13 protein-coding genes and 1 riboswitch are annotated in these 14,061 nt (G+C 54.2%); of the genes, 10 read left to right on the forward strand and 3 right to left on the reverse strand.

From position 1 onward, the window contains the following. Positions 1-17 precede the first annotated feature (17 nt). From leuA to ACJ9N4_RS08405, 6 genes are all read left to right on the forward strand, one after another. A complete protein-coding gene (leuA, locus tag ACJ9N4_RS08380) occupies positions 18-1,589 on the forward strand; it encodes a 2-isopropylmalate synthase (protein WP_182273736.1) in 1,572 nt (523 codons plus the stop codon). After that, complete coding sequence (leuB, locus tag ACJ9N4_RS08385) at positions 1,589-2,680, forward strand: 3-isopropylmalate dehydrogenase (protein ID WP_182273735.1); 1,092 nt, start codon at positions 1,589-1,591, stop codon at positions 2,678-2,680. The genes leuA and leuB overlap by 1 nt, the downstream gene beginning before the upstream one ends. Before the next feature lie 2 nt (positions 2,681-2,682). Next, on the forward strand, positions 2,683-4,083 hold the full coding sequence (gene leuC, locus ACJ9N4_RS08390; protein WP_182919396.1) for a 3-isopropylmalate dehydratase large subunit: 1,401 nt from the start codon (positions 2,683-2,685) through the stop codon (positions 4,081-4,083). Positions 4,084-4,093: 10 nt separating this feature from the next. After that, entirely contained in the window at positions 4,094-4,699 is a 606-nt protein-coding gene (gene leuD / locus ACJ9N4_RS08395) for a 3-isopropylmalate dehydratase small subunit (protein WP_182273733.1), read from the forward strand. Between the two features lie 172 nt (positions 4,700-4,871). Beyond that, a complete protein-coding gene (locus ACJ9N4_RS08400) occupies positions 4,872-5,762 on the forward strand; it encodes a cation diffusion facilitator family transporter (RefSeq protein ID WP_182919395.1) in 891 nt (296 codons plus the stop codon). 110 nt (positions 5,763-5,872) lie between these two features. Further along, positions 5,873-6,454, forward strand: a complete 582-nt coding sequence (locus ACJ9N4_RS08405; protein ID WP_182273731.1) for a cytochrome b/b6 domain-containing protein — start codon at positions 5,873-5,875, stop codon at positions 6,452-6,454. 60 nt (positions 6,455-6,514) lie between these two features. Here the strand turns inward: ACJ9N4_RS08405 and ACJ9N4_RS08410 are convergent, their stop codons facing one another. Continuing rightward, positions 6,515-7,693, reverse strand: a complete 1,179-nt coding sequence (locus ACJ9N4_RS08410; RefSeq protein ID WP_182273730.1) for a sugar efflux transporter — start codon at positions 7,691-7,693, stop codon at positions 6,515-6,517. Positions 7,694-7,813: 120 nt separating this feature from the next. Next, positions 7,814-7,966 carry a glucose uptake inhibitor SgrT gene (sgrT, locus tag ACJ9N4_RS08415; RefSeq protein WP_182273729.1) on the reverse strand — a complete coding sequence of 51 codons (153 nt, stop codon included), beginning with the start codon at positions 7,964-7,966 and terminating at the stop codon, positions 7,814-7,816. A gap of 88 nt (positions 7,967-8,054) precedes the next feature. Between sgrT and sgrR the strand changes: the two genes are divergently transcribed. The 4 genes from sgrR to thiQ all read left to right on the forward strand — a co-directional run bounded on the left by sgrR (position 8,055) and on the right by thiQ (position 13,130). Further along, positions 8,055-9,710: an HTH-type transcriptional regulator SgrR gene (sgrR, locus tag ACJ9N4_RS08420; RefSeq protein ID WP_182273728.1), complete on the forward strand. Its 1,656-nt coding sequence runs from the start codon at positions 8,055-8,057 to the stop codon at positions 9,708-9,710. Positions 9,711-9,746: 36 nt separating this feature from the next. Then, a riboswitch (TPP riboswitch) is annotated at positions 9,747-9,847 on the forward strand. A gap of 31 nt (positions 9,848-9,878) precedes the next feature. Next, positions 9,879-10,862 carry a thiamine ABC transporter substrate binding subunit gene (gene thiB, locus ACJ9N4_RS08425; protein ID WP_182273727.1) on the forward strand — a complete coding sequence of 328 codons (984 nt, stop codon included), beginning with the start codon at positions 9,879-9,881 and terminating at the stop codon, positions 10,860-10,862. Next, a complete protein-coding gene (thiP, locus tag ACJ9N4_RS08430; protein ID WP_182273726.1) occupies positions 10,838-12,448 on the forward strand; it encodes a thiamine/thiamine pyrophosphate ABC transporter permease ThiP in 1,611 nt (536 codons plus the stop codon). Before thiB ends, thiP begins: the two co-directional genes overlap by 25 nt. Next, positions 12,432-13,130, forward strand: coding sequence for a thiamine ABC transporter ATP-binding protein ThiQ (gene thiQ / locus ACJ9N4_RS08435; RefSeq protein ID WP_182273725.1), 699 nt, complete (start codon positions 12,432-12,434; stop codon positions 13,128-13,130). Before thiP ends, thiQ begins: the two co-directional genes overlap by 17 nt. Positions 13,131-13,162: 32 nt before the next feature. Here thiQ and ACJ9N4_RS08440 read toward each other — a convergent pair whose 3' ends face one another. Beyond that, complete coding sequence (locus ACJ9N4_RS08440) at positions 13,163-13,930, reverse strand: DedA family protein (RefSeq protein ID WP_411500394.1); 768 nt, start codon at positions 13,928-13,930, stop codon at positions 13,163-13,165. Between the last annotated feature and the right edge of the window lie 131 nt (positions 13,931-14,061).

Here is a 14,061-nt window from a genome sequence, read left to right on the forward strand (position 1 = left end):
TGACAAGGACCTAACCCATGAGCCAGCAAGTCATTATTTTCGATACAACTTTACGTGACGGTGAACAGGCATTGCAGGCGAGCCTGAGTGTGAAAGAAAAGCTGCAAATTGCGCTGGCTCTCGAACGTATGGGGGTCGACGTGATGGAGGTAGGCTTCCCTGTCTCTTCTCCGGGTGATTTTGAATCGGTACAGACCATTGCGCGTACCATTAAAAACAGCCGCGTCTGCGCCCTGGCACGCTGCGTTGAGAAAGATATCGACGTTGCTGCCGAGTCGCTGAAAGTTGCAGAAGCCTTCCGTATTCATACCTTTATTGCCACGTCGCCAATGCACATTGCGACCAAGTTGCGCAGCACGCTGGATGAGGTTATTGAACGCGCAATTTACATGGTCAAACGTGCGCGTAACTACACAGATGACGTTGAGTTCTCCTGTGAAGATGCTGGCCGTACACCCATTGACGATCTGGCGCGCGTAGTTGAAGCCGCGATCAATGCCGGTGCCAAAACTATCAATATCCCGGACACCGTCGGCTACACCATGCCGTTTGAATTCTCCAACATTATTACCGGCCTGTATGAGCGTGTGCCAAACATTGATAAAGCAATTATCTCCGTTCACACCCATGACGATCTGGGCCTGGCCGTCGGTAACGCCATTGCCGCCGTCCACGCCGGGGCGCGTCAGGTAGAAGGCGCAATGAACGGCATCGGTGAACGTGCGGGTAACTGTGCGCTGGAAGAAGTGATCATGGCGATCAAGGTGCGCAAAGACATCATGAACGTACACACCCGCATCAATCACAATGAAATCTGGCGCACCAGCCAGACTGTCAGCCAGATTTGCAACATGCCAGTTCCTGCTAACAAAGCCATTGTCGGCACTGGCGCATTCGCACACTCCTCGGGTATCCACCAGGACGGGGTGCTGAAAAACCGCGAAAACTACGAAATCATGACCCCGGAATCTATCGGCCTGAACCAGGTTCAGCTGAACCTGACCTCCCGCTCCGGCCGTGCCGCGGTGAAACACCGTATGGAAGAGATGGGTTATAAGGACAGCGACTACAACATGGATCAGCTGTATGACGCCTTCCTGAAATTGGCCGACAAAAAAGGCCAGGTGTTTGATTACGATCTGGAAGCCCTGGCTTTCATCAACAAACAGCAGGAAGAGCCAGAGCACTTCCGTCTGGATTACTTCAGCGTGCAGTCCGGCTCCAGCGATATCGCTACCGCGTCGGTCAAACTGGCCTGCGGCGACGAAGTTACAGCCGAAGCGGCCAACGGTAATGGCCCAGTCGACGCCATCTACCGGGCGATTAACCGCGTCACAGGGTACGACGTGGAACTGGTCAAATATGATCTGACGGCTAAAGGTCAGGGGGAAAATGCCCTGGGTCAGGTGGATATCGTCGTCAACCACAATGGTCGCCGCTTCCACGGCGTGGGTCTCGCAACCGACATCGTTGAATCGTCCGCAAAAGCGATGGTGCACGTCCTGAACAATATCTGGCGCGCCGCCGAAGTCGAAAAAGAGTTGCAACGCAAAGCTCAGAATAAAGAGAACAACAAGGAAACCGTGTAATGTCGAAGAATTACCATATTGCTGTGTTGCCGGGTGACGGTATTGGCCCGGAAGTGATGGCACAGGCGCTGAAAGTACTGGAAGCCGTTCGTTCGCGTTTTGCGATGAAAATTACCACCAGCCACTACGACGTGGGCGGTATTGCTATCGACAATCACGGTACGCCGCTGCCAAAAGCGACCGTCGAAGGCTGCGAAAATGCCGACGCCGTCCTGTTTGGTTCCGTGGGAGGCCCGAAATGGGAACATCTGCCTCCCGCAGAGCAACCTGAGCGCGGCGCGCTGTTGCCACTGCGTAAGCATTTCAAACTGTTCAGCAACCTGCGTCCGGCAAAGCTGTACCAGGGTCTGGAAGAGTTCTGCCCGCTGCGCGCGGATATCGCGGCCAATGGCTTCGACATTCTGTGCGTACGTGAACTGACCGGCGGTATCTATTTTGGCCAACCAAAAGGCCGTGAAGGCAGCGGACAGCATGAGAAAGCCTTTGATACCGAGGTGTATCACCGTTTTGAAATTGAACGCATTGCCCATATCGCGTTTGAGTCTGCACGTAAACGCCGTCATAAAGTGACGTCTATCGATAAAGCGAACGTTCTGCAGTCTTCCATTTTGTGGCGTGAGATTGTCAGTGAAATCGCCAAAGAGTATCCGGACGTTGAGCTGACGCATATGTACATTGATAACGCGACCATGCAGCTGATTAAAGATCCGTCCCAGTTTGACGTGCTGCTGTGCTCCAACCTGTTCGGCGACATCCTGTCGGACGAGTGCGCGATGATCACCGGCTCAATGGGCATGTTGCCTTCCGCCAGCCTGAATGAAGAAGGGTTTGGCCTGTATGAACCTGCGGGCGGCTCTGCTCCGGATATTGCCGGCAAAAATATCGCCAACCCGATTGCGCAGATCCTCTCTCTGGCCCTGCTGCTGCGCTACAGCCTTGATGCAGGCGATGCAGCCGCTGCTATTGAAAGCGCCGTGAATCGTGCGTTAGAAGAAGGTGTCCGTACCGGTGATTTAGCACGCGGCGCGGCAGCAGTCAGTACCGATGAAATGGGCGATATCATTGCCCGCTATGTTGCTGAAGGGGTGTAATCATGGCGAAGACGTTATATGAAAAATTGTTTGATGCGCACGTTGTCTACGAGGCACCAAACGAAACCCCGCTGCTGTACATCGACAGGCATCTGGTGCATGAAGTGACCTCCCCACAGGCATTTGACGGACTGCGTGCGCACAAGCGCCCGGTACGTCAGCCGGGTAAAACCTTCGCGACAATGGATCACAACGTCTCCACCCAGACCAAAGATATCAATGCGTCGGGTGAGATGGCACGTATCCAGATGCAGGAACTGATTAAGAACTGCAACGAGTTTGGCGTTGAACTGTACGACCTGAACCATCCGTACCAGGGCATCGTCCACGTGATGGGGCCAGAACAGGGCATTACCCTGCCGGGTATGACCATCGTCTGTGGTGACTCCCATACCGCGACACACGGTGCATTTGGCGCACTGGCGTTCGGTATTGGTACATCTGAAGTTGAACATGTTCTGGCAACGCAAACCCTGAAACAGGGTCGTGCCAAAACCATGAAGATTGAAGTGAAGGGCAAAGCCGCCCCGGGCATCACCGCCAAAGACATTGTGCTGGCCATCATCGGTAAAACAGGTAGCGCAGGTGGTACTGGCCACGTGGTGGAATTCTGCGGTGAAGCTATCCAGGCGCTGAGCATGGAAGGTCGTATGACCCTGTGCAACATGGCCATTGAAATGGGGGCCAAAGCAGGCCTGGTCGCGCCAGACGAAACGACCTTTAACTATGTGAAAGGGCGTTTGCACGCACCAAAAGACCAGAATTACGTCGATGCCGTTGAATACTGGAAAACCCTGAAAACCGACGACGGTGCAACCTTTGATACCGTTGTTACCCTGCAGGCGGAAGAGATTGCCCCACAGGTTACCTGGGGAACGAACCCAGGCCAGGTCATTTCCGTGAATGACACCATCCCTGACCCGGCCTCTTTCACCGATCCGGTCGAACGCGCCAGCGCAGAAAAAGCACTGGCCTATATGGGACTGAAACCGGGCGTGCCAGTGACCGATGTGACCATTGATAAAGTGTTTATCGGCTCTTGCACCAACTCACGCATTGAAGATTTACGCGCTGCGGCAGAGATTGCCAAAGGCCGCAAAGTCGCTCCGGGCGTGCAGGCGCTGGTCGTGCCTGGCTCCGGCCCTGTGAAAGCGCAGGCGGAAGCAGAAGGCCTGGACAAGATCTTTATCGAAGCGGGCTTCGAGTGGCGCTTGCCTGGCTGCTCCATGTGTCTGGCGATGAACAATGACCGCCTGAACCCGGGCGAGCGTTGTGCCTCCACCAGCAACCGTAACTTTGAAGGCCGTCAGGGCCGCGGTGGGCGTACCCATCTGGTCAGCCCGGCAATGGCCGCTGCGGCGGCAGTCACCGGCCACTTCGCCGATATTCGCAGCCTGAAATAAGGAGACAATCATGGCAGAGAAATTTACCCAACATACGGGTCTGGTTGTCCCACTGGATGCAGCCAACGTCGATACCGATGCGATCATTCCTAAGCAGTTTTTGCAGAAAGTCACCCGCACCGGTTTTGGCGCGCACCTGTTTAACGACTGGCGTTTCCTGGATGACAAAGGCGAAGTCCCTAACCCGGAATTCGTCCTGAACTTCCCGGAATACAAAGGTGCATCGATTCTGCTGGCGCGGGAAAACTTTGGCTGTGGCTCTTCCCGTGAACATGCGCCCTGGGCACTGACCGACTACGGCTTTAAAGTGGTTATTGCCCCGAGCTTTGCCGATATCTTCTACGGCAACAGCTTCAACAACCAGCTGCTGCCGGTGACGCTGAGCGACGAGCAGGTAGACGAGCTGTTCGCTCTGGTTAAGGCTAATCCCGGTATTGCGTTTGAAGTGGATCTGGAAGCAGAAGTGGTCAAGGCGGGTGAGAAGACCTACAGCTTCAGTATTGATGCATTCCGTCGTCACTGCATGTTAAACGGTCTGGACAGCATTGGTCTGACGCTGCAACACGAAGATGCCATTGCCGCATACGAACATAAACAACCTGCGTTTATGAATTAAACATCTGGCCCGCAGTGTATCCTGCGGGTCAGATCTTCCGCCGCCCTTCCCCGTTTTTTTCTCGCATGCAAGAACCTGGCAGAAATAATCACGCCAATCACATTATATTTAAGGTGAATTTAATAAACATTTTGCATAATAACCTACATATCAGGTTACTACGTGAAACAGTATGAAAAAACAAAATAGCAATGAGTCTCAACTCCGTTCTCATGAAATACATAAATGCACATTAATCAGCGTGATCGTCAATATATTCCTGACGAGTTTTCAAATCGTTGCCGGTTTATTTTCCGGTTCGCAGGGGTTAATTGCTGATGGTATTCATTCTCTTTCCGATTTATCCTCTGACTTTGTCGTTCTGATTGCCAATAAAAAAAGCCAGAAAGCCTCTGATACCGATCATCACTATGGTCACCTCCGTTTTGAAAACGGTGCAAAGCTGATTATCGGGGTTATCTTATTTCTGGTCGGTGCCGGAATGCTCTGGTCTGCGGGCAATAAGCTGCTACACCCCGAGACACATCAGGTCGTCAAAGGGGCGGCTCTGTGGGTCGCCATACTGGCTCTGTTGATTAAAGAGGGGCTGTTCAGATACATGTACGCAACGGGGAAACGCATTCAGTCATCGCTGCTTATTGCCAATGCCTGGCACGCGCGTTCCGACGCGGCCTCGTCTGTTGTTGTTGCCATCGGTATTGCCGGTAATTTACTGGGTTTCCACTCTATGGATCTGGTTGCCGCACTGATTGTCGGTATTTTTATCGCCCACATGGGGTATAAATTCTCTGCCGATGCCCTCCATGATTTGATGGATCGCTCGCTTGAGCCAGACATGGAACACGAAATCAGAACGTGCCTGTTATCTACAGAAGGTGTTATTAACATTCACGATTTAAAAACCCGCAAGATGGGTGATTTAGCCCTGGTCGATGTTCATCTGGAAGTAAATGGAAAATTAAGCGTAAAAGAAGGACATGATATTGCCGTCAATGCCAGAAACAGAGTCATGAGCAAATTTAACGTGCTTAATGTGATGACGCATATCGATCCTGCGCATTAACGCGTATTGATGCAAACAGTGTGACCGACATTTTCTGGCGTTAAGGTTTCGTTAATTAATAGACGTCACACTGCATCACATTAGCTCTCTCATCATTGAGGTAAATAGCGATGACCCCAACAATACGCAGTACGCTTCCACATAAAGAAACGCCTTTTCTTCGCGTACTGCACATCATTGTTGCAGTGCTGGTACTGGCTCAGATTATCAATTCTAACTACACCGTAAGTGAAGCACTCAGTGAATCTGGTTTCACGAGTATCGTCACCTGGATACATGTCATCTCAGGCTTTGGGTTAATTTTCTGCGGTATTGCTATGATGGCGTGGATGTTAACGCAACGTGGATTTAAATATTACTACGCCTGGATGACGCTGGATTTCCGCGGGATCGTTGACGACATTCGCACCCTGACACAACGCCAGCTCCCGGATGCCCACGCTGGCGGTATGGCCGCAACGGTGCAGGGTTTAGGCGTGCTGGCTCTGCTGGGTGTTGCCGTCTGTGGCGCAGCCTGGTTCGTACTGAACGCAACGATCGGGCCCGTCTCCTCTCTTACCGAGTCGGTACTGGATCTGCATAAATTCCTGACGGTCTTTATCGAAACCTATTTCTGGGCACACGGCTTTATGGGGATAGCCCATATGTACCTGACATTACGCGCACAGCGGAAATATCAGTACTCAGAATAATGCAGTAACAGGCATATTCTCTGAGCCAGAACGGTTTCTGGCTCAGACCTTCGCAACAGGCTACACGTCTTTCACACGGCAGGTCAGCAGGAGCGTCACGACCGAGATTGCCGCAATCATCCAGTACACCGCCGCATGCCCATAGCTTTGCGACAGCGCACCCTGAATCACCCCCGCCAGAATCACCCCGGTTGAAATACTGTTCGTAAACAATGTTGTCGCAGAGCCTGCGCGTCCCGGCATCAGATCCTGGAACCAGAGCATACCAATCCCGGCGACAATCCCGATAAATACCGCATTAAACAGCTGTAATATCAGTAGTGCTTCGCGCGAGTGAAAGAAGATAAGCCCCAGATAGAACAACACTCCTGCCGCGACAGCAATGACCATCATCTTACGTTTTCCTGAACGCTTAACGTAATACCCGGCCAGAATCATCGCCGGAATTTCCAGACCCGCGGCGGTACCCATCAAGATCCCGGCAAGCTTATCCGGTAACCCCAGATCGCTGCTGATCCACAATGGCATATCAATGATGTACATCGTGTTGCAGGTCCACATCAGCGTGGAGGCAATAAACAGCATACGGACATTTTTATCCTGCCAGCCGCTCGCCTGCGTAGCGGGTCTGTCCGCCACCGGCTCAATGCGAGCCACCGAAGGCAGGGCAAATGCCACTAACACCAGGCTGATGACAAAAATCCCGGCGGCGATGGAAAACATGGTGGTAAAGCCATAATTCAGCGCCAGCATAAACGCCAGCGGCGGGCCAATCACCCACGCCAGAGAGAGCTGCGCACGCATGACCGAGCTGAACATCACCACTTCACGCGCGGAGTTATCCGCATATTCACGAGCCAGCGCGAACAGCTGTGGCATGGCGGTATTAGCCAGAGATGCCAGCAGAACACCACAGGTGATGAGCGTAAGGTAATGACGATTGAACGCAAACAGCAGCGCATTCCCGACGGCCATTGCGCAGCAAAACAGGATCAGTTTGCGGCGATCGCCCTGGCTGTCCGAGCGTTTCGCCAGCCACAGGCTGACCAGGATCCCGGCAATGGCGTTGACGGTATAAAACAGGCCAATCCAGAACGGTTGCGCCCCCACCTCGCGGCTCAGAAACAGGCTCAGCGTCGGTGCCTGAAGCGCCCCCGCCACACCCATCATAAAGGCCACCAGCATAAAAGCGGCATACACGCCATTCAGGCGTCGCCCCATCGTCATCAACCAGAGCATGCGCAAATCCTTGTCAAAGCGAATCGAAATTGGGTGAAATAGTAAACGAAAAAAGCCAGCAAAAACATTTTGCTGGCGGGTGATTAGCACCAATACTCAGTCACACATGATCGAGGTGAGTTAGCGAGAAAAGGTCGTTTTCGTAACGTCCCACTGCATCAATTCTTCCAGCGTTCTCAGCCGTTGATCTGCACACTGACGGGCCAGCCAGGACACTCCTTTTGTCGCTGAAAAGTACTGCTGATAAAACTGACGTGCGGTAGACCTCTTCATAATTTACCTCCTCACTTCATCGGGAAGAATTATTGGCCTAATATAGGGATTAATAAATTGCTGATTTTTTGTCAGGAGTTCCCCTTTTATGCCTTCTGGTCGTCTGCAACAACAATTCATCCGCCTCTGGCAGTGCTGCGAGGGGCAGTCGAAGGAGACTACGCTGAACGAGCTGGCCGACCTGCTGAACTGCTCTCGTCGCCATATGCGAACGCTGCTCAACACCATGCAGCAACAGGGCTGGTTAAACTGGGAGGCCGAGGCCGGACGCGGCAAGCGCTCGCGTCTGACCTTTCTCTACACCGGGCTGGCGTTGCAGCAACAACGCGCGGAAGACCTGCTTGAACAGGACAGAATCGACCAACTGGTACAGCTGGTGGGCGACAAAGCGGCAGTACGCCAGATGCTGGTTTCCCATCTCGGGAGAAGTTTTCGTCAGGGTCGCCACATCCTGCGGGTGCTCTACTATCGTCCGATGAAAAACCTGTTACCCGGTACGGCGTTGCGCCGTTCAGAAACCCATATGGCCCGGCAAATATTCAGCGGCCTGACGCGCATAAATGAGGAAAACGGGGAACTGGAAGCCGATGTCGCGCACCACTGGCAGCAACTTTCTCCCCTGCACTGGCGCTTCTTTTTACGTCCTGGTATTCATTTCCACCACGGCCGTGAGCTGGAGATCAGCGACGTCATCAATTCGCTTCAGCGGGCATGCACTCTTCCTCTTTATGGCCACATATCGCGGATCCACTCCCCTACGGCATGGACTGTTGATATCGAACTGTCCGAGCCTGACCAGTGGCTTCCGTGGCTAATGGGCTATATCCCGTCGATGATCCTGCCGCGTGAATGGGATTCCCTGCCCCATTTTGCCAGCCAGCCCGTGGGAACAGGACCTTACGCGGTAACGCGCAATACCAACAACCAGCTGAAAATTCGCGCCTTTGACGACTACTTTGGTTATCGCGCGCTGATCGACGAAGTCAACGTCTGGGTTCTGCCTGAAATCAGCGAGGAGCTGAGCTGCGGATTAACGCTGGAAGGGTCAACCGAAGGAGAAAAAGCGGTTGAAAGCCGTCTGGAAGAGGGCTGCTATTACCTGCTGTTTGACGCCCGCAGCCACCGAGGTGCCAGCCGCGACGTGCGCAGATGGGTGAGCCACGTGCTTTCCCCGGCCAATCTTATCTATCAGGCGGAGGAGCAATACCAGACTTACTGGTTCCCGGCCTACGGTCTGCTCCCGCGCTGGCATCACGCCCGACCGGTTCACGGCGAAAAGCCCGCCGGACTGGAGTCGATCACCCTGACCTATTATCGCGACCACGTGGAACACCGCTTTATCGCCCGCATCATGAGCAAGCTGCTGGCTGCCGAAGGCGTTCAACTGGACATCCAGGAAATAGATTATGATGAATGGCATCGCGGGGAGATAGTCAGCGATATCTGGCTGAACAGCGCCAACTTTACCCTGCCACTCGATTTCTCACTCTTTTCGCACCTGTATGAAGTTCCGCTGATCCAACACTGCATTGACCGGGACTGGCAGCAGGACGCCGCACAGTGGCGCGCGGGAGAAATGAACCTGGCCTCATGGTGCCAGCAGTTGCTGGCGCAACAGGCGATTGTGCCGCTCATCCACCACTGGCTGATGATTCAGGGTCAGCGCAGTATGCGTGGCTTACGGATGAACACCCTGGGCTGGTTTGATTTCAAATCCGCCTGGTTTGCCCCACCGGAACCATAACACTTTCGTAATATTCGCCAAATCATTACAATACCGCCGTTCTCAACGGGGTGCTGCATCACTGATGTGCGCTGAGATAATACCCGTCGAACCTGATCCGGATAACGCCGGCGAAGGGATTTGAGGCTGTCGCTCAAAATCCTTTGCCACTCAACTTTGAGGTGCAAAGTGTTAAAAAAAATTCTTCCCCTTCTGGTGCTGTTTGCGCTGCCTGCTGTTGCGAAGCCCGTCCTGACGGTCTACACCTATGACTCCTTCTCTGCCGACTGGGGCCCTGGCCCGGCGGTGAAAAAAGCCTTTGAAGCCGACTGCAACTGCGAGCTGAAGTTCGTAGCGCTGGAGGATGGCGTTTCACTGCTTAACCGTCTGCGCATGGAAGGGAAAAACAGCAAAGCCGACGTGGTGCTCGGTCTGGATAACAACCTGCTGGATGCGGCGTCGCAAACCAGACTGTTTGCCAAAAGCGGTGTCGCCACCGATGCCGTCAACGTCCCTGGTGGCTGGAAAAACGATACCTTTGTCCCGTTCGATTACGGCTACTTTGCTTTTGTCTATGACAAAAACAAGCTGAAGAACCCACCGAAAAGCCTGAAAGAGCTGGTTGAAAGCGACCAGAAATGGCGCGTGATTTATGAAGATCCGCGCACCAGTACGCCAGGCCTGGGCCTGCTGCTGTGGATGCAGAAAGTCTACGGTGACAAAGCGCCGGAAGCATGGCAGAAACTGGCGGCGAAAACCGTCACCGTCACCAAAGGCTGGAGCGAAGCGTATGGCCTGTTCCTGAAGGGAGAAAGTGACCTGGTGCTCAGCTACACGACCTCTCCGGCCTACCACATTATTGCCGAGAAGAAGGACAACTACGCCGCTGCTGATTTTGCGGAAGGTCACTACCTTCAGGTGGAAGTTGCAGCACGTACCGCCGCCAGTAAACAGCCAGAACTGGCCGAGAAGTTCCTGAAATTTATGGTTTCTCCGGCGTTCCAGAATACGATCCCGACGGGCAACTGGATGTACCCGGTGACCAATGTGGCCCTGCCAGCGGGCTTTGATACGCTGTCTAAACCGCAAACCTCACTGGAGTTTACGCCGCAACAGGTCGCCGCACAGCGTGCTGCATGGGTAAGTGAATGGCAACGCGCAGTCAGCCATTAATTCCCGGCTGGTTACTTCCCGGACTGCTCGCTGCCGTATTGATGGTAGCGGTCAGTCTGGGGGCATTTCTTGCGTTGTGGTTAAACGCACCAGAAAGCGACGTGCTCACACTCTGGCATGACAGCTATCTCTGGCATGTTATCCGTTTCTCCTTCTGGCAGGCATTTCTCTCTGCGCTGCTGTCGGTTTTCCCGGCGATCTTCCTGTCCCGGGCACTTTATCGCAGGCGTTTTCCTGGCAGACAGGCACTTCTGCGCCTGTGCGCTATGACGCTGATCCTGCCCGTTCTGGTGGCCGTATTCGGTATTCTGAGCGTCTATGGACGCCAGGGCTGGCTGGCCTCACTCTGTAACCTGCTTGGTCTGGAGTGGACATTCTCCCCTTACGGACTGAAGGGTATTCTGCTGGCGCATATCTTTTTCAATATGCCGATGGCGACAAGGCTCTTTTTGCAGGCGCTGGAGAATATTCCCGGCGAGCAGCGCCAGCTGGCTGCACAGCTCGGCATGCACGGCTGGTCGTTCTTCCGTTTTGTCGAATGGCCGTGGCTGCGCAGGCAAATCCCCCCCGTTGCGGCGCTGATCTTTATGCTCTGCTTTGCCAGTTTTGCCACCGTACTTTCACTCGGTGGCGGGCCGCAGGCAACGACCATTGAGCTGGCGATTTATCAGGCGTTAAATTTCGACTACGACCCCGGACGTGCGGCGCTGCTGGCGATAGTACAGATGGCATGCTGCCTTGTCCTGGTGCTCCTCAGCCAGCGGCTGAGTAAAGCCATTCCACCCGGTAGTAACCAGATAGCAGGCTGGCGCGATCCGCAGGACAGCCTGTACAGCCGCATTACCGATTTTATCCTCATCACGCTGGCGCTGATGCTTCTGCTGCCGCCGCTGATGGCCGTCATCGTCGATGGTCTGAACATCAATCTGGTGTCCGTTTTGCAACAGCCCATGCTCTGGCAAGCCACCTGGACTTCGCTGCGGATCGCACTGGCCGCAGGCATGCTGTGCGTCATTCTGACCATGATGTTGCTGTGGAGTAGCCGTGAACTCTATGCCCGCCATGCGCAAAAAGCCGGGCAAGCGCTGGAACTCACGGGGATGCTGATTCTGGCCATGCCGGGCATTGTTTTGGCTACCGGCTTCTTTTTACTGTTCAACAGCACCATTGGTTTGCCGGAAAGCGCTGACGGCATCGTCATCTTTACCAATGCCCTGATGGCAATCCCTTACGCTCTCAAGGTGCTGGAAACCCCGATGCGTGACGTCAACAGCCGCTACAGCTTACTGTGCCAGTCGCTTGGTATGCAGGGCTGGCAACGGCTAAAGGTCGTCGAGCTGCGCGCACTAAAGCGCCCGCTGGCACAGGCGCTGGCGTTCGCCTGTGTGCTATCGATTGGTGATTTTGGCGTCGTGGCTCTCTTCGGCAATGAAGATTTCCGTACACTGCCATACTGGCTGTATCAGCAAATTGGCTCCTACCGTAGCCAGGATGGTGCCGTCACGGCGCTATTACTGCTGCTGCTGTGTTTTGCGTTATTTACCGCTATCGAAAAACTCCCGGGGCGTGATGTTAAAACTGATTGATGTAACCTGGCTCTATCAGCACCTGCCAATGCGTTTCACCCTTTCCGTGCATCAAGGGGAAATGATTGCAATCCTTGGCCCCAGCGGAGCAGGAAAGAGTACCTTGCTCAATCTGATCGCCGGTTTTCTGCAACCGGCAAGCGGGTCAATACTGATTGAAAACGGTGACCATTCCCACACTCCACCGGCTAAGCGTCCTGTCTCGATGCTGTTTCAGGAAAATAACCTGTTCACGCATCTGACGGTACGGCAAAACATCGCGCTGGGGATGGATCCGGGGCTGAAGCTGAACGACGCACAGCGACAGAAGCTGGAGATCATTGCCGCGCAAATGGGGATCACCGACTTGATTGACCGGCTGCCAGGAGAGCTTTCCGGCGGCCAGCGTCAGCGTGTGGCGCTGGCCCGCTGTCTGGTGCGTGAGCAGCCAATACTGCTGCTGGACGAACCGTTCTCGGCACTCGACCCGGCCCTGCGCCAGGAGATGCTTTCTCTGGTGAAGGACGTCTGCCAGCGCCAGCAGCTTACGATGCTGATGGTTTCGCACAGTATCGAAGATGCTGCACGGATTGCACCGCGATCGGTGGTCATTGCTGACGGGCGAATTGCATGGGATGGAGAGACAGAAGCACTGTTAAGCGGAAAAACCAGCGCCTCGGAATTACTGGGGATCAAACCGTAGGCCGGGCAAACGAAGCACCGCCCGGCACCCCGTTAACGGCTGACGACTTTCAATAAAATGTCCCCATAAACCGGCATCAGCGGATGACGAATCAGCGCCACCAGCGCCACTATCGCAATTCCCAGGGTCAGCGGTGCCAGCCACAACAGGCGGGGGCGTGGAAGATAGCGCGTCAGGCGATCCACTCCCGCTTTGCCGCTACGCCACAGCCGCCAGCACAGCCATGCCGCCAGCCACAACAGGACAGCCGCAGCCAGTAACAGCCATTTAAACTGACCGCTTTGCGCATCGACAGGAATATCAATTGCCGCACCGGCCAGGATCCCCGGCAGGAAGTAGAACGGCGGCCAGAATACGCAGCCGATAATATTGGGTAACACAAATTTGGAGACAGGCAGATCCAGCATCCCGGCTACCATTGGCACCAGCGGACGCGTTGGCCCGACAAAACGCCCCACGAGGATAGTGAACATACTGTGCTGATGCAGCGCGTGTTCGGTTTTATCCAGCAACGCTTTGTTCTTTTTCATGAACGACCAGCGATGCAATGGCTTCTTAAAGCGCCAGCCCAGCCAGAAGGAGATCCAGTCTCCGAGCAAGCAGCCGACGATCCCGGCCATCCACGCCTGCCAGAAGTTGACTTCACCGCTGCCGATAAGCGCGCCAAGCCCCGCCATCATCACGGTGCCGGGTAAAATCAGCCCGACAAGCGCCAGGGATTCCAGGAACGCCACCAGCGCAACGGCGATGAGTGAGTACATAACGGACTGGGTGATAAAATGTTCCAGCAATGCCTGCATAACTATTCCGGTCAGAAAACGAAGCAGGGATTCTGCAAAGAGCCCCTCACCACGTCAAGACAACAATTGTCTGAATAGTTTACTGGCAGTTATGAAACTTCACCTGACCGTTTATCTTATTTTACGTTTCA

The sequence above is a fragment of the Enterobacter sp. LM3 genome, from assembly GCF_046622475.1.
In the GTDB taxonomy this organism is placed as follows: domain Bacteria; phylum Pseudomonadota; class Gammaproteobacteria; order Enterobacterales; family Enterobacteriaceae; genus Enterobacter; species Enterobacter cloacae_P.